This is a genomic window from Pseudoalteromonas sp. T1lg48 (assembly GCF_002964785.1).
Lineage (GTDB): Bacteria > Pseudomonadota > Gammaproteobacteria > Enterobacterales > Alteromonadaceae > Pseudoalteromonas.
Window position 1 is genome coordinate 1 of the sequence record NZ_PQCC01000022.1, and the last position, 15,812, is coordinate 15,812.

Below are 15,812 nucleotides of genomic sequence, written 5' to 3' on the forward strand. Positions count from 1 at the left end.
AAATGGCGGAGTGGACGGGACTCGAACCCGCGACCCCCGGCGTGACAGGCCGGTATTCTAACCAACTGAACTACCACTCCGCATTATCCAAACTGTTCAGGACTCTGCCCTGACAGCGGCGTGAATGATACGAATCACCCCTTGGTGAGTCAACAGTTTTTTTGAAATTTTAAGGCTTTTTTAGTCATCTGACATCGAAAGGTTTAAAATTTCACCTGATTTATCACTTTTTGAACCATTTTTGTCGAAGTTTGCTTGTGAAGCACTCAACTGGCTTTGTTGTTTTTTCCTCCAAAACAGCAAATTAGCACCCGACATTAACGGCTTTTTTAACACAAAAATACGGATCAACACGCCACCGAACAACAAAATAACCAGGTTACCCAGTGCCACCAGCAGCGCATTTTCAAAGGTATTTTCCAGCCCCTCACCTTGAGTCCGAGACTGAAGTTGGTCCTGAACGCCAGCAGCTGTATTTACGCTTGGCAAACCCGACCTTAAGCTTGGTATCGACGCAGACATCGCCGCCGAGGTCTTAACCGCTTTTTCTATGGGCCGGGTGATCACAAAGTCATGATTCGGTAAATTAGCCATAAACTCACGGCCATTAATATTGGTGGCAAACATTTCCACCTCAACTTCATAACGGCCGCGTTCATAGTTACTGATCTTCAGGCGACGCTCGGCCAAGGCGCTGGACGGCAAGGAAAAGGCTTGCTCATCATTATTGGGGTAAAAGATGCGCCCTTGCAGCAACACAGACTCAGTCTTTACCAGCTCGGGATCGAGGCGAAAAACCAGTTCATGATCTGCCCCGCTCTCCCCTTTAATCAATTCATACGTTAATGGCGGCTCTTTAACCACTACCGGCTCCTGCACCACTTTGCGCTGAATAAGCGGCGTGGTTAAGGCAATTTCAGGTCGCCATTGCCCGGGGGCAAAATCAAGGCGGAACTCGCCGGTAAAAATGGCATCACCGGGGCGTTCGTCAAAGCCGCGGCCATCGTCTTTAAAGTCGGCGACATGCTCTGTGCCGGCACCGAAGTTAGTGAACTCATTGTTATTGGTGCTGACAAAATCCACCTGCAGGTTAATTACCTCGTGGAAATGCCCCACCTCAACCTGTTCGCCATCATTTAGCACGCGTCCGGTAAGCTTGATGATCTCGCCGCGAAACAACAATGGCGGCAAGGTATCCACTTCTAAGGAAATATCGCCCAACACCATGATCCGGCTTTCGTGAAGGATCTGACCCACCACCTGCCAAGGGCCCGGCATGGGATTGCGCAGCTCGATCAAATCATAGCCGCGCTCGTCGTGCCATTGCAGTTGCTCGTCATTAAGTGCGTGCGGTGCATACAATTTACTGCCATCCGGACGCACCAGCACAACGGCGGGAGAGCCGGGGCGGCGGAAAAAAAGCAGGGTTATCTTGTCAACGTCATGATCGATACGAAACCGATTATTAAGCAGCGGCAACTCATTGCCCTCGGATAACAGCGTCAGTTTGTGTTGCTCGCTGGCATCCACATCAAAGCCCAATTGTGCTCCTAGGCTAACAAGGCACACAAGGCCCGTCATCAGGCGCGCAATAATGCGTGCATTAATGCTTGTCATTTCATTTCCCTGTTTGTAATCGCGGTGTTTATTCACCGCGCCATAGACAGCTGCCACCCTCTTTGGCGACCAAATCCAAACGCTGCTCATGCGCCGCCAATTCCTCATTGCTGGCACTGATCACGGTGAGCGGGGCTCGGTCGCTTGGCAAGCGGATAATACCGCCGCTGTTGGCGCTGTCTTGTTGTTCGTTATTTTGCGCTAAATTCAGTTTTTTCTGACCCCCGGTCATGGCCAGGTAGACATCGGCCAAAATCTCGGAATCCAGCAAGGCGCCGTGCAGGGTTCGCTTTGAGTTATCTATATCATAGCGACGGCATAAGGCATCCAAACTGTTCTTTTGACCCGGGTGCATATTTCGGGCCATAACCAAGGTGTCAAGGACCTGACACACGTCCTCGGTTTTTGGCAGTCCGCGATTGAGCAAGGCAAATTCGTGATCCATAAAGCCGACGTCGAAGGGCGCATTATGGATTATCAATTCGGCACCGCGAATGTAGTCAAGAAATTCGTCGGCCACCTGATGATACAGGGGTTTGTCCTTTAAAAATTCGGTGGTGATACCGTGAACATCTATGGCTTCGTCTTCGATGCCCCGTTGCGGGTTGATATAAACGTGAAAATTGTTGCCGGTCAGGCGGCGATTAACCAATTCCACACACCCTATCTCAATAATGCGATGGCCGTCTTTGGGGTTAATACCCGTGGTTTCGGTATCGAGGACTATTTGTCTTTGCGCCATATCAGTTTACGCCCATATTTGCTATCTTTGCTGCTTCGGTCATTGTACATAATAACAAGGAAAAGCGTGCAAAAAAGCGTAGAAATTTATACCGACGGCTCCTGTTTGGGCAATCCCGGACCGGGTGGCTACGGGGTGTTGTTGCGCTATGGAGAGCATCAAAAGACGCTCAGCCAGGGCTATAAGAACACGACTAATAATCGTATGGAACTGCTTGCGGCCATTGTTGCCTTGGAATCCCTAAAACGCCCTTGCCATGTCGACCTCACCACCGACAGCCAATATGTAAAGCAGGGCATTGAAAGCTGGATAGAGAATTGGAAGAAGCGCAATTGGCGCACCGCCAGTAAACAGCCTGTGAAAAACGTGGATTTGTGGCAGCGTCTCGACGCCGCGCGTGCTCGCCACCAGGTAAGCTGGCACTGGGTAAAGGGTCACAGTGGGCATGACGAAAATGAAATCGTTGATGATTTAGCCCGTGATGCGGCCATGAGCAACCACCTCTTGGTGGATGAGGGCTATCAAGGTTAGTCCCAAAGATGCCGCCGCCGTTGGCCGAGGCTAACTTTACTCAAGGGTGTGAATGTTATATAACGAATAGATATAACTTATAACTGATTTTGGAATAGCTATGTCACTCAAGGTCATTCCTTTTTACCATGATGACAGTAACACCCTGAGTTACATTCTTTATTGCACCGAAACGAAAGTGGCGGCGGTGATCGATGCCGTTGCCGACTATGACAGCGAGTCTAAGACGCTCAGCTACACCAGTGCCAACAAGCTACTGGCCTTTATCAATAAACAGCAGCTACGGCTGCAGTGGATCATCGAAACCCATGTCCATGCCGACCACCTCAGCGCCTGCGCCTACCTGCGTCAGCAAAGCACCGGGAAAATCGTGGTCAGCGAGCATATTACCGAGGTCCAGCAAACCCTAAAGCCCATCTATCAACTAGATTGCGCCACCGATGGCTCACAGTTCGATATACATGTAAAAGACGGTGACACCTTGGCGTTGGGTGAGCTAAATATACAAGTGATTGCCACTCCAGGTCACACCCCGGATGGCATTAGCCTGTATTGCGATAGTCATGTGTTTATTGGTGATACCCTGTTTATGCCGGACTCCGGTAGTGCCCGTTGCGACTTCCCTAACGGCAGTGCCGTCGAGCTTTACGACTCCATTGTCCGTCTGCTTGAGCTACCCGAGCACACCAAGGTCTGGGTTTGTCATGATTATCAGCCCAACGGCCGCGCCTTGGATTGCCACAGCACCATTGCCGAACAACGTCAGGAAAATGTGCACCTGCAGCAGCCACAAGGGGATTTTATCGCCCAACGCCAACAGCGTGATGCAACACTGAATAAACCAAGGCTGATGGATATCGCCGTGCCCTTTAATCTACAGGGGGCTTTGGTCCTTTAACCTTTTGCTGGTGCGTCCTCGGCGGCTCACCTCAACACCCTTGATGGCTGGCTTAAAGGTTGGACGCGCATGCCATTTAGGTTTTATTGGTGTCAAGGGTGTCACCCGCTTACGCGCCACCAGCATATATACACTGCCCATGGGCTTAAGATAGTGACGACAAAAGCTGCGCCAGCGCGCAAAGCGTGACAGCCGTGAACCTCGCGCCAGGGACGCGTGTAAAAAGCGCTCATCGGCGAGTAGTTCAAACCCCAATAAATCAAGCCAGTCCTTAACCCGAGATGGCGTAAAGAAGCGACCGCTCCAGGGCAGCTTTTGCCGACTAAAAGGAATTAAACTGGCCAGGCCACAAAAGCTGAAGGGATTAAAGCCGGTAATAACAATATAACCACCGGCGATCAGGGTGCGATGGGCTTCCCTGAGTATATGATGAGGGTCGGTATTGTATTCCAGACACAGGCTTAGCACGCAGGCATCAACGCTGCCCTCGGCAAAGGGCAGTTCATCCACTTCGGCAATGACCCCGGCCTGTGGCGTACGAGCAGCCACACCAACCTGATGCTTAATGGGGCTTGCCGACGTATCCAGTTGCACACTCAGATCCCCTATTTTTAACAGGTGATATCCGAACATGCGCTCCAGCCAGGGCTGCATCTTGCGTTCAATGTCACTTTGCAGATACTCCCCATGAGGAAACTGCGCCCAGGCATGGGGCGGCGGATGTCTTTGCAAACTCAGTGCTGGTTTCACACAATTAGCTCGTTATACTAGGAATATGATAACGATATAGAGCAATGGGCGATGGCGCAAGTAGAGGCAATCAAAGCTTATAAGGATAATTATATTTGGGCGCTACAAGGTAGCGATAATAAACTGGTGGTGGTCGACCCCGGCTTGGCCGAGCCGGTCCTTGATTACCTGCAAGCACAGGGAAAAACCTTGGCGGCCATCCTCATTACCCACCATCATTGGGATCACACCACAGGGGTGGCGGCACTCAAGCTCGCCTATCCGGAGATAACCGTGTACGGCCCCAAAAACAGCCCCTTTACCGATGTCGATGTGGCGCTGAGCGACGGCGATACAATCACCGAACTTGGATACGAGTTTCAGGTCCGCGCCACCCCAGGCCACACCTTGGATCATATTTGTTATATTGGCGCTGGCCTGGTATTTAGTGGCGATACCTTGTTTAGTGGCGGCTGCGGGCGCCTGTTCGAAGGCAGCGCCGAGCAAATGTGGCAATCAATGCAGGTCTTTCGTGACCTGGATGATAACACCCAAGTCTATTGCACCCATGAATACACCCTGGCCAACATGCAGTTTGCCGCAGCCAGTCAGCCCCATAACGAAGCGGTTTTAAGCTATCAACACCAGGTCGAGGCCAAGCGTGCGCAGGATATCATCACCCTGCCGAGCACCATAGGCCTGGAAAAGCGTATCAACCCCTTCTTGCGTGCCGATGCCATCCCCCTTGGTGCCATCCCCCCGCAATTTCGACCGCAAGATGACGAACCAGTCGCCAAGTTTGCCGCCCTGCGAACCTGGAAAGATAATTTTTAGGCCTGTACCCTCTCCAGTAAAAACTGAGCAAAATTTGTCTGCGCTCATAACTTTTTGCTAGTATGCGCGCAGATTCATCAAAAATTAACGGTCCATGAACAAGATTACCTATTCGCTGGCATTGTTGTTGGCATTATTAACGGGTTGTACCGCAACCGATACGACCCCTGTCGCGCAGTTACCGGACAATGGCGCAAGCCCGCAAGAAATCAGCGAAGCACTCACCCTGGAATTATTGGATGATGGACAACTGGGTGAAGACGAAGAACCGGTTCCGGTATTTGATGATGTGTGGGAGCGCATTCGCTTTCAGCTATCCATTGATGTCCCACAAAACCGCCCCGTGGTGACCGAGCGTAATTATTATGCGCGTCATCAGGCCTATCTGGATCGCATCTCCAAGCGTGCCGAACCATACCTTTACTACATAGTGGAAGAAGTTGAAAAAAGGCAGATGCCTATCGAGATCGCCCTGTTACCTATCGTTGAGAGTGCTTTTGACCCATATGGCTACTCCCATCGAAGCGCCAGCGGCATTTGGCAATTTATGCCGCAGACCGGTAAGCGTTTCGGTTTAAAGCAAAACTGGTGGTATGACGGTCGTCGTGATATTACCGAGTCTACCCGTGCAGCGCTGGACTATCTGTCATATTTGCACAAAACCCTTGAGGGCGACTGGCTTAACGCCATTGCCGCCTATAACTCGGGCGAAGGCCGAGTAATGCGTGCCATCAAGAAGAACCGCCGCAAACACTTACCGACGGATTTCTGGTCCTTGGATCTGCCTAAAGAAACCACCGCCTATGTGCCTAAGCTGCTTGCCCTTGCCGATCTGCTTAAACGTCATGACGAGTTTGGCGTGCGTTGGAATAAAATCGTTAATGCTCAGGTCGTGGACCGGGTTGATGCCGGTGCCCAAATCGACCTAGAAATGGCCGCAAAAATGGCGGGCATTTCCTTATCCGAACTCTACCGCCTGAACCCGGCCTTTAACCGTTGGGCCAGCGACCCTGAGGGACCGCATCATTTATTACTGCCACTCGACAGCATAGCGCGCTTCGAGAAGCGTCTGGCCACGGCACAACTGAAAGACCGCATGCGCTGGCAACAGTATGAAGTTCGCTCCGGCGACAGCCTGTCCTTGATTGCTCGCAAACACAACACCAATGTTAAAGCCATTCAAAGCCTTAACGCTTTATCGTCCACCAACATCCGCGTTGGACAAACGCTGATGATCCCCTTATCGGATCAGGGTGCGGCACACCTGCCCGAGCGTGTGCGTCTGGCTGTTAACAGCGGCTCGAGTGTAACCCGCAGTCATACGGTGAAATCCGGCGATACCCTGTGGGATCTTAGCCGTGAGTACGATGTCACCCTGGCCCAGCTTAAGGCCTGGAATAACCTTAAAGATAATGCGGTACTGCGTCTTGGACAAAAGTTAAAAATCCGCCAGGCAGCCGATTCAGGTGCAATCAAAAGTGTTAACCGCACCATCACCTACAAGGTGCGTCGCGGCGACTCCCTCTCTCGCATCGCCTCGCAATTTGGTCTGCGCGTCAGTGATATTCAAAAGTGGAATAAACTGGACAGCAAAAAATACCTGCAACCGGGGCAAAAATTAAAACTGATAGTCGATGTGAAACGCGGATAATATTCACCTAACCCATTGATTATAATAAAAATAAAAAGCGCTCTTTTGAGCGCTTTTTTTATATCTTAGCGGTGTACTTACGACTGCGCGACCAAGCGCTCTACCCAAGGCAATGCCACGGGCTCGGGGTCAAAATCAACCATGGCATCAATATCCAAACGTGGTTGAATGATCTTGCCTTGCAACTCAATCAACAACTCCTCAAACTGGCGTCCGCCGCCGCAGAAGGTTTCGCCATAGCTGCTGTCGCCCATGGCAATCACCGCACAAGGCTTAGCGCCGAGCAATGGAAACTGCTCTTTTAAACCTAAATAGAGCGGCAAAATATTGTCCGGCAAATCTCCCTGCCCCGTGGTCGAGGTAACCACCAGGATCTGCTCAGCGGCGATAATATCTTCAACCTGAGGGTTATCCACGAGCTTAGCGCTGCTTCCTAACTCGTTGATGTGAGCGCATAGGGTCTCGGCAAGACGCTCGGCGGCGCCATACACACTGCCGTAAAAAATACTGATGGTTGCCATTAATTGTCCTTTACATGGGGTCTGTTGACCTTTGTTGTTTGTTTCTGCAGCAGTTTGTAGTGAATTTATACAAGGCGGCACATGTGTGGTGTAGTTATTCTACATGAACATGTAACAACACAGTAGAAATGCGCTACAAGCGCTGCCCTATGGGTTCATCTAAACGCACCCTGCGCTGTGTTGCTCGCTATGTACATAAAATGACTATGCAGCATAACGAGCGTCGTGATCAGAATGCGTTTAGATTGAACATAAAGTAAACCGCAAAGATAAACAGACCCTAATAACTTTCTTCGCTTTGCGGCCAGCCCAGGCGTGCAAAAATTGCCAAAGCCTGCTCACCAAGCGGTGCACGAATATGAATGGTTGTTTGCTTATAAGGATGCACAAAGTACAGATCCGTTGCAAACAGCATTAGACGAGCACAGTCGAATTGGTCGATAAAAAAATGATTCTGGGTGTTATCGCCGTGGTTTACGTCATTAATGATAGGGTGGTTAATGCCGTTGAGATGACGACGTATCTGATGCTTGCGCCCGGTTTTTGGCCAGCACTCCACCAGCGAATAGCGCACGCTGGGAAACTTACCCAGGCTTACTGCCAGGCTTGCCTGATGCAGGCAATGCACCTCGGTTTGCGCTTCTTGCGGTGCTTTATTGATGTCGGCAAATTTATCGGCGATTTTATCCAGCTTTTCTTTTAACGGTCGGTCTATCAGGCGCTGCTGTGGCGCAAAGCCACGTACTAAAGCCAAGTAGCGTTTACGGATCAACTTATCGCTGAACAAAGTCTGCGCGTCCCGCGCCGCCTCACTGCTGAGGGCGAACAAGAGAATGCCGGAAGTGGGCCTGTCGAGGCGATGCAAGGGATAAACATGCTGGCCTATTTGGTCGCGCAACATTTGCATTGCAAACCGAGTTTCTCTTTTGTCTATGGGCGAGCGATGCACCAGCAGACCCGAGGGTTTATTAATCGCAATAAAGTGCTCGTCACGATAGAGGATTTGCAAAGGCTCAACGGCCGCCTCTTCGATCCCCGGGGCCTGTGCTTGCTCACTCATCAGCGGCATCCTTATCTGCGCTTAGGTGCAAATCTATGGCTTCTAGCGTCCTATGCACACTCAAGTAACGACCGGGCCACTGCACTTGAGCCATGGGAGTTAGAGCTATGCTACTTGGCAACACCGCCCGGCTTTGCACCAATTCGCGCATTTTTACGATAAAGACAAACTGTAACCACTGCTCAAAGCGCAGTGTATCGACGCAAAAGGGCTGCCCAGAGAGCAGTAACTGCGCATCTATGGGCTCTTGTTGCCACAATTTATGAGCCTGTAACTGAGTTTCTAGCTGCTGTAGCAGCATCGCGGTTTTGTCGTACATCTTAGGGTCTGTTAACCTTTGTTGTTTGTTTCTGCAGCAGTTTGTAGTGTATTTATACAAGTCGGCACATGTGTGGTGTAGTTATTCTACATGAACATGTAACAACACAGTAGAAATGCGCTACAAAAGCATCCTGCTCTGTGTTGCTCGCTATGTACATAGGCGAGCAAGACCGAAGCAATGCTTCGCAGCTTAGCGAGATGAGCGCATGGATGCGCGATGTAACCAAGCTTTATGGATGAATTTAACCAAATAAATCAGTGATTATATTCACCAGAATGCGTTTAGATTGAACATAAAGTAAACCGCAAAGATAAACAGACCCTAGGAATAAGTAATTTTCGCAGTCGCCATCATAGCATTTCCCTTGGGTTGGTGACGCAATATGCCTATAATTTGCGGAATTTTATTTCTAGGAGCAGCCCATGACTGCAAATATTGCCACCTTAGCCGAGTTACTCGACGCCGCAGGCACCACCTGGCGGGTGTACGACATTGGCCGTCGCGTGCAGAAATTAGATAAGGCCACCTTTGCCGATATTGAGGCGACCAATCAGCCCTACCCTTTCCCGCTGGCACAGCACGCTCTGCTGGCCATTCAATTCTGGGATGCCAAGGCCTCCGCCGAACCCTATGTCTGGTTTTTAAAGTTGCCTTTGGATGAGCAAAGTAAGTTAGTTGCCGCCAGCCGTGATCACTTCGCCAACATGGTGCTTGAAGCCGTGGGCACCCAGTTAATGGGCGATGAACAAGAGCAAAGTAAGCTCGATAATAACCCTTATGTGTTTACCCCCAACGCCAACAAGCGGGCCGCCTTTAACGCGCATATCAAGGTTGAGCTCCGTCAAAGCGCATCCCAGTATTATGAACACACTCAGCTGTATTTAAGCGGCAAATTGGGTTGGCAGCAATGGCAAAGCATCGCGGTACAAGGACTGGCCGATTTTGCGGCGCGTTTGAACCAAGGTGATAACGAGCAGCTGCTATGTACCGCCTGGGCAAATCTTCCGGTGGAAGTGCGCCAACCCTTGGCCGCCCAATTAGAAAACACCCCGGTGTCGACGGCGGTTGCGGAAATGCTGCACCAATCGATACAAGACGCATTAGCTCAGGAAGATAAGGCACTATTGATTGACGCTCTACGGGCAATCAGCTTCGCCACCGCCACGGGGATAAGCGGTGCCGCCGTCGATCAGGTCTTGGCATCGCGCTGGGCTGAAGATGCGGATATTTGCCAGGTGATCGCTGGGCGCCTTTGGAGCCACCTTCAGTCGCCGGAGCGTCTAGCCACCTTTATGGAAAAAAGTGCGCAAATCAAATCCGAACAAGCTATTTTTGCCAGTCTGTTTGCGGATCTCGTTGCAATCCCAACGCTGCGCCCACATGTATTAGCTATGTTACGATGCGAGCAACGCTCAGAAGCGCTATCGCGGGCAATTGGAGGCTTGTTCTCTTAGTGGTTACTTTATGGATGTTGATGCTGGTCGCGGCGGTGATCGGCTTATTTTGGTATCGCCGCAAGTTGGCGGAAACGGCACGAATTCATGCGCAGAACCAGTGCCAGCAACTGGGTGTTCAGCTTGTTAGCGTTGCCTGTCTAAAATGGCGTATGGGTATATTAAATAACGGTAAGTTGGGAATACGCAGCACGTACCTATTTGAGTTTTCAAGCGATGGAGAGAGCTTGTATCAGGGAAAGCTGTACATGGACAATGAGCGTCTGCACGGCAAAGACATTCCACCACACCGAATGTAATACCAATTCACTTAAATAGCTAATCATTCTAGCGGGTTAAATATCATGCTCACGGCGTTGGAGTTTTTCTATGTAGAATAACTACATGAGAAAAATTCCGCCTTGTTAGCACATCATTTATCCAGCGCTATATCTGATCACATACTTAATAACAGAATTGGTATAACGCATAAAACTAAGGCGTGACCTAGGTCACGCCCTAATCCATCTCTTCCCTGTGCGATATCCTATATCGCTGACCGCTGTGGTCGTCCTTTTACCTTCCTGGTTCGATTACCTATCTTAACCGACAGCATTCCGTGCCCTAATTCCTGCTTCATCCTGAAGTGTCCACTTGCCATCTTGGCTGTTCCTAGGCTCCCAGCCTTCCCTGCACATCCTGTGCTCCAGTCCTTGAACGGTTTTCCTAAACCGTCTAGTCCCTTACTCTTCCTGCAAGCCCTTGCTTTCTTGGCCTCTATCCTTTCCTTGGCCCGGCGCTCCCTGCACCCTTGTCTTCCTGACATCTATAATGATAGAGAATAATACCGTCGGCGCAGCCATTATGAATCAATTGAGAACCATGTCATTAAAATGAAATAAAAATAAAGTCATTTATATTCATATAGTTAATGATTTATTGTTTAATTTTTAGGAAACAAGAAACAGGGATCCCGCACATCAATGTGAGACATTTCCTACAAGCAAACTTCCCTATACGCCATTGCTTTTATGCTTAAACAACAGCTCACCACTGATTTTACTAAATTTCAGTGTCTGCAATACTTCAAAACCATGGCTGGTAAAGAAGTCGATATGAGGTTGCTGGGTGACAAATACCGCCATGCCTTTAAGTTCGTTATCTTCCTGCATCAGGCTGTCGAGGCTATTCAATAGGTAATGACCCAGCCCATGACGCTGGTTTTGTGGCGCCACGGCAATAAAGGCAATAAATAAATAGTTGCCCATGGTTTGTAAGGCATTGCGTATGGTTTGCTCTTTTTCAATCAATTGCTGAGTGGTCAGGTAACCGGCACTCATCATCAATTTCAAACGCCAATGCCAGTATCGCTGCGCCGGCATAGAAGCCGCCGAGGCAAAAACGCAGGCGATGGCCTGTAACCTGTCCTCGACAAATAACCCCACTAGAGGCTGCTTGGATTGCCAGAACGTATGTAGCTCTTCGCGAATTAAAGCGCGCAACTTTTTCTCGTATTGTTGCTGAGATTGATCTTCACCTTGTAGCAACTCTCTCATTAAAGGGTCTTTGTGGTAGGCTTGGTAGATAAGGCTGGCTGCTACGTTTAAATCCTCGGGGGTTAGGTATTTGACGCTGTAATCGACGGTCACTGACATAGAATTTCCTTGTTATCATTGTTGTTCTATATTTAAACATAGTTGTTATCAACGAAATTGAGAAACCTATGGACACCTCAAAGCACACTATGAACACGCTGTTCGAACAACTGGGTTTACCCAGCAGCGACAGCCAGATAGAACAGTTTGTTAGTAATCACAAACTAGGCAATGATATTAAGTTGGCGGACGCGCCCTTTTGGTCTAATGCTCAACGTCACTTTATTAGCGAATCCCTCGCTGAAGATGCGGATTGGACGGAACTCATTGATATTCTTGATGCTCAACTAAGGCATTAAATATTTACCGGCAGGCTTGGCGCCAGCGCACAGGCTGCGGACAGTTTGGGTTCAGCAAAATCGCACTACACTGCGCGGATATTCTTCGCTCCCGAGCGAAACTGCTTTTATAATGCGTCGATTTTCAGTAAGAGGAACTAGCACAATGAACCCTGTGGTGTTTGAAGCGATCAAAGCCCTATTGGCTCAAAACAAAATCCCCACCGTTGCCCTGACCAAATCCATGTTAAGCGAGCCGGTGCCCATGCCGATGATCATCGCTGCAGTCAGCCAGTATAAAAACAACCCTGAAGCCTTTAAGAACATGGTGATCGAACCGAGTTCTAAGACGTCGCAACAAAAATCATCGCAACTGGATCGCATAGAGCAAAAACTTGATAAACTATTGGCTTTATTAGAAGCCAAGAAGTAAGCATGTTTGTTGCCGATTTAACCTTTGACTGTTATCAAGATACTCAATTAGCCGACGCCGAGCAGGCAATCAACCAGATGGTGGTAGCGCTGCGCGCGAACGGGCAGATAATCGGCGACGAATTTCCCACGGTATTAAAAGAGGGCTACTTCCTTACCCGGGTGATGTGCCCAGAGGAAGATTCGCTGCATCCCTTGCATCACAGCCCTTTTGTGAAACATGCTATCAACAAGCTTAATGAAGCCGGACTGTTGGCTCCGAAAGTAAAGGTGATCGGTCAGGATATTCATGCCAACAGTGCCGACGCCTGCGCCGAGCCAAGCTGTTATATTCTCTATACCACCTATTTGCATACCTGCAGCCCACTGTACTGCGGCGATGATTTCCTGCCGGTACCGCTTTATAACATCCCCGCCATTGCCAATGGCGACTACAAGACCTTAATAAAGTGGCAAGAAGACTGGCAGGCCTGCGACCAACTGCAAATTAATGGCGCCACTCGTGCAGAATTTGCGGCGCTCGATGAATTAAGCCTGTTGGATAGTTCACTTAGCCGCCGTGGGCTAGACTTGAGCAAACGAATTCGTTTTCTCACCAAAAAGCCGGTGTATTACTATTTATACCGGGTTGGCGGCGAAAGCCTGCAACAGGAACAGCAGCGTCGCTGCCCTGGTTGCGATGGCGAGTGGGCACTCGCCGAGCCTTGGTTTGGCTTATTCGATTTTCGCTGCGACAGCTGTGAGCTGGTCTCGAATATTTCCTGGGATCATCAATAAACCTAACTCACCTCTATGGCGTCTAATAAGGCGCTAATATTCTCAGCCAATACATGGTGCGGCTCCTTGCCGACATACTCGAGGCATACCGCACCATCGTTTAACCGCACCGTCAGTAATAGATCATCTTGCTCGGTTAAGCCGATAAACACAGTGTCTTGCTGTTTGAGGCGACGCTTCATCAGTACATGACCGGTGATATTTTGCTGCAATCGGACAAAGTCTTCTTCATTCCAAGGCAATAACAGTTCGACGCCATGGCCATCGATTTGCGCCGGTAAGTTACCGCTGTAAACGGAGCAAAACAGCTGCTCCAATTGCGCCGGGAATTCAACCTCCAGGGCCTTGGCTAAATCGCACAGGGTTGCTTTGTCGTCGCGCACATAGGTTTGCCACTGAATTTGATCACCCTGCTCGGTACCGCTAATGGCTGCCGGGCTTTGTGATTCTGGGTCGATATAGGCCATGGGGTTAGAGTTAAACTGAGCCTGGTGCTTGTCGATGTGAGTTTGTAGTGCCTGTTGGAGTTGTGTGCTTACACTCATGCATGCTTTCCGTAAATTCGTTATAATGACGCCATTGTAACTAGATTTATGGCATCATGACAGATTACCGTAACGCCCCTGAGCTGCAGGCCAGCCTGCTGGGTAAAACCACCGAATACAAAGACTCCTACGACGCGAGTCTGCTCTACCCCATCGCCCGCAAGCTTAACCGCGACGACTTAGGCATTGATGAGCAGGCCCTGCCATTTCAAGGCGAAGATCTGTGGACTGGCTATGAACTTTCCTGGCTCAATAGCAAGGGTAAACCACAAGTAGCGGTTGCCGAATTTGTGTTCCCCTGCCAAAGCCCCAGCATAATCGAGTCCAAGTCGTTTAAGCTGTATTTGAACAGCTTTAATCAGACGCGCTTTGAAAGCATGGACAAGGTACGGGAGATCCTCGAAACGGATTTGAGTCAGGCGGTGCAAACGCCGGTCGAGGTGAGATTATATGGTCCGGACGATACATCGCTGTTTGCCGCCACGCCGTTGCCGGGTACCTGTATTGATGAGCTCGATATAGAGATTGATACATTTGATCTCGACCCGGCCTTGTTACAGCTTGCAAAAAACGCCGAACTGGTTGAACAAACTCTGTATAGCCATCTGCTCAAGTCGAACTGCCTGATCACCTCGCAACCGGATTGGGCCAGTGTGGTGATCCGTTATAAGGGGCCGCAACTGTGCCATGAATCACTGCTGCGTTATCTGGTATCGTTTCGCTCCCACAATGAGTTCCATGAGCAATGCGTAGAGCGTATTTTCAGCGATATTATGGCGGTGGCCAAACCGCAAGAGCTCGAGGTCTATGCCCGTTACACCCGTCGCGGTGGCTTGGACATCAACCCTTATCGCTCAACCCATCACCAACATATTCCCTTTAGCCTGCGCATTAATCGTCAATAACGCTGGGCACCGCCATGGCGCAGGTATCAATGTAATTCGGGGTGGCCACAAACCACTCCTCGGGGCGGCTCTTGCGGGCCGCCACCAGCGCCTGAAAGCGCTCAGAGTCGGTGCGCATCACCCTAATTTTTGGCCGCTGCTCTGGCGCTAATTGATCGGCAAATTGCAAATCGATAATAGGATTAAACGGCGTTTGCTTGCTACCAGGGCGTTGTAAGCGCTGTAGGTGCTCCATACCCGCAAGGACGCGACCAAAAACGGTAATGTTTTTATCCAGGTAGCGAGGGGCATGGCCAATTACCACATAAAACTCACTGGTGGCACTGTCCACGCCATTTCCTCGCGCCATACCCAAGGCTCCCATACAATGCAGCTGCCAGGTCTGCGTGCCCGCTTCATTTTGACCTACGGCAAAGCCATTAATAAAACCGCTACGCGGGGCATAGCCATCGTTGTCATTCACCTTGATATCCAGTGCCAAAGGCTGCTTAGTGTGGCTTACAAACTCCTGCTGCAGCGGCGCAATATCCGTTTCTTGCTCACCCGCCCCACCCTGCGCAACAAAGCCTTCAACAAAACGATACATGCTTAAGCCTTTGTAGAAGCCAGATTTTGCTAACTCACGTAATCTGAGCACATGCTTAGGCGCCAACAAAGGGTTCACCTCAAGGTACACGGCGCCGCTTTCCAACGTTAATATCATCAGATTATTGCTATCGACTTGGCGCCAATCAGAAGCCTCGGCTGCAGCCATGATCTCTGCGGGCGATTGCAAGGCTTGCTCAGCCGGGTTAAAGGCGTAGGCCCTGGGGGTCAGTTGCGCGGCCAACAGGCCTGCCGTTAGTATGGCTAAGGATTTTTTTATCATTCTTATTCCCTTAT

At 50.0% G+C, this 15,812-nt stretch carries 19 protein-coding genes and 1 tRNA gene; 10 read left to right on the top strand and 10 right to left on the bottom strand.

The window, feature by feature from the left end; genetic code table 11:
- Positions 1–3: 3 nt before the first annotated feature.
- The 3 genes from C2M29_RS13600 to dnaQ form a co-directional block, all read right to left on the bottom strand.
- Positions 4–80, bottom strand: a tRNA-Asp gene (locus tag C2M29_RS13600).
- A gap of 100 nt (positions 81–180) precedes the next feature.
- Complete coding sequence (locus C2M29_RS13605; RefSeq protein ID WP_233998436.1) at positions 181–1,617, bottom strand: TIGR03503 family protein; 1,437 nt, start codon at positions 1,615–1,617, stop codon at positions 181–183.
- A 28-nt stretch (positions 1,618–1,645) separates the two neighbouring features.
- A complete protein-coding gene (gene dnaQ / locus C2M29_RS13610; protein ID WP_105190318.1) occupies positions 1,646–2,359 on the bottom strand; it encodes a DNA polymerase III subunit epsilon in 714 nt (237 codons plus the stop codon).
- A gap of 66 nt (positions 2,360–2,425) precedes the next feature.
- On the opposite strand from dnaQ, the gene rnhA reads away from it, so the two are divergent.
- Both rnhA and C2M29_RS13620 read left to right on the top strand, forming a co-directional pair.
- Positions 2,426–2,890 carry a ribonuclease HI gene (rnhA, locus tag C2M29_RS13615; protein ID WP_105190319.1) on the top strand — a complete coding sequence of 155 codons (465 nt, stop codon included), beginning with the start codon at positions 2,426–2,428 and terminating at the stop codon, positions 2,888–2,890.
- 100 nt (positions 2,891–2,990) lie between these two features.
- Entirely contained in the window at positions 2,991–3,788 is a 798-nt protein-coding gene (locus C2M29_RS13620) for an MBL fold metallo-hydrolase (RefSeq protein ID WP_105190320.1), read from the top strand.
- Here C2M29_RS13620 and C2M29_RS13625 read toward each other — a convergent pair.
- Positions 3,765–4,538, bottom strand: a complete 774-nt coding sequence (locus C2M29_RS13625; RefSeq protein WP_105190321.1) for a class I SAM-dependent methyltransferase — start codon at positions 4,536–4,538, stop codon at positions 3,765–3,767. The two genes, C2M29_RS13620 and C2M29_RS13625, sit on opposite strands and share 24 nt — an antisense overlap.
- 51 nt (positions 4,539–4,589) lie before the next feature.
- On the opposite strand from C2M29_RS13625, the gene gloB reads away from it, so the two are divergent.
- Entirely contained in the window at positions 4,590–5,351 is a 762-nt protein-coding gene (gene gloB, locus C2M29_RS13630; RefSeq protein WP_105190322.1) for a hydroxyacylglutathione hydrolase, read from the top strand.
- Positions 5,352–5,445: 94 nt separating this feature from the next.
- Complete coding sequence (locus C2M29_RS13635) at positions 5,446–7,002, top strand: LysM peptidoglycan-binding domain-containing protein (RefSeq protein WP_105190323.1); 1,557 nt, start codon at positions 5,446–5,448, stop codon at positions 7,000–7,002.
- A gap of 77 nt (positions 7,003–7,079) precedes the next feature.
- On the opposite strand, the gene C2M29_RS13640 is transcribed toward C2M29_RS13635, so the two are convergent.
- The 3 genes from C2M29_RS13640 to C2M29_RS13650 all read right to left on the bottom strand — a co-directional run bounded on the left by C2M29_RS13640 (position 7,080) and on the right by C2M29_RS13650 (position 8,902).
- A complete protein-coding gene (locus C2M29_RS13640; protein WP_105190324.1) occupies positions 7,080–7,523 on the bottom strand; it encodes a flavodoxin in 444 nt (147 codons plus the stop codon).
- 280 nt (positions 7,524–7,803) lie between these two features.
- Complete coding sequence (locus C2M29_RS13645) at positions 7,804–8,583, bottom strand: pseudouridine synthase (protein ID WP_105190325.1); 780 nt, start codon at positions 8,581–8,583, stop codon at positions 7,804–7,806.
- Positions 8,576–8,902 carry a YqcC family protein gene (locus C2M29_RS13650; protein ID WP_105190326.1) on the bottom strand — a complete coding sequence of 109 codons (327 nt, stop codon included), beginning with the start codon at positions 8,900–8,902 and terminating at the stop codon, positions 8,576–8,578. Before C2M29_RS13650 ends, C2M29_RS13645 begins: the two co-directional genes overlap by 8 nt.
- A gap of 425 nt (positions 8,903–9,327) precedes the next feature.
- Here C2M29_RS13650 and C2M29_RS13655 point away from each other — a divergent pair, with 425 nt between their 5' ends.
- Together C2M29_RS13655 and C2M29_RS13660 are read left to right on the top strand one after the other, a co-directional pair.
- Complete coding sequence (locus C2M29_RS13655) at positions 9,328–10,359, top strand: DUF3549 family protein (RefSeq protein WP_105190327.1); 1,032 nt, start codon at positions 9,328–9,330, stop codon at positions 10,357–10,359.
- Positions 10,360–10,373: 14 nt separating this feature from the next.
- On the top strand, positions 10,374–10,658 hold the full coding sequence (locus tag C2M29_RS13660; RefSeq protein ID WP_442792565.1) for a DUF3301 domain-containing protein: 285 nt from the start codon (positions 10,374–10,376) through the stop codon (positions 10,656–10,658).
- Between the two features lie 693 nt (positions 10,659–11,351).
- Here the strand turns inward: C2M29_RS13660 and C2M29_RS13670 are convergent.
- Positions 11,352–11,993, bottom strand: coding sequence for a GNAT family N-acetyltransferase (locus C2M29_RS13670; protein ID WP_105190330.1), 642 nt, complete (start codon positions 11,991–11,993; stop codon positions 11,352–11,354).
- A gap of 68 nt (positions 11,994–12,061) precedes the next feature.
- On the opposite strand from C2M29_RS13670, the gene C2M29_RS13675 reads away from it, so the two are divergent.
- The 3 genes from C2M29_RS13675 to C2M29_RS13685 all read left to right on the top strand — a co-directional run bounded on the left by C2M29_RS13675 (position 12,062) and on the right by C2M29_RS13685 (position 13,480).
- Positions 12,062–12,292, top strand: coding sequence for a DUF2789 domain-containing protein (locus tag C2M29_RS13675; protein ID WP_105190331.1), 231 nt, complete (start codon positions 12,062–12,064; stop codon positions 12,290–12,292).
- A gap of 145 nt (positions 12,293–12,437) precedes the next feature.
- Positions 12,438–12,704 carry a hypothetical protein gene (locus tag C2M29_RS13680; protein ID WP_105190332.1) on the top strand — a complete coding sequence of 89 codons (267 nt, stop codon included), beginning with the start codon at positions 12,438–12,440 and terminating at the stop codon, positions 12,702–12,704.
- Positions 12,705–12,706: 2 nt separating this feature from the next.
- Complete coding sequence (locus C2M29_RS13685; protein ID WP_105190333.1) at positions 12,707–13,480, top strand: Zn-ribbon-containing protein; 774 nt, start codon at positions 12,707–12,709, stop codon at positions 13,478–13,480.
- A gap of 2 nt (positions 13,481–13,482) precedes the next feature.
- Here the strand turns inward: C2M29_RS13685 and syd are convergent, their stop codons facing one another.
- On the bottom strand, positions 13,483–14,025 hold the full coding sequence (gene syd, locus C2M29_RS13690) for a SecY-interacting protein (RefSeq protein WP_105190334.1): 543 nt from the start codon (positions 14,023–14,025) through the stop codon (positions 13,483–13,485).
- Positions 14,026–14,081: 56 nt separating this feature from the next.
- Between syd and queF the strand changes: the two genes are divergently transcribed.
- Positions 14,082–14,930 carry an NADPH-dependent 7-cyano-7-deazaguanine reductase QueF gene (gene queF / locus C2M29_RS13695; protein WP_105190335.1) on the top strand — a complete coding sequence of 283 codons (849 nt, stop codon included), beginning with the start codon at positions 14,082–14,084 and terminating at the stop codon, positions 14,928–14,930.
- On the opposite strand, the gene C2M29_RS13700 is transcribed toward queF, so the two are convergent.
- On the bottom strand, positions 14,917–15,798 hold the full coding sequence (locus C2M29_RS13700; protein WP_105190336.1) for a peptidylprolyl isomerase: 882 nt from the start codon (positions 15,796–15,798) through the stop codon (positions 14,917–14,919). The genes queF and C2M29_RS13700 overlap by 14 nt on opposite strands.
- Between the last annotated feature and the right edge of the window lie 14 nt (positions 15,799–15,812).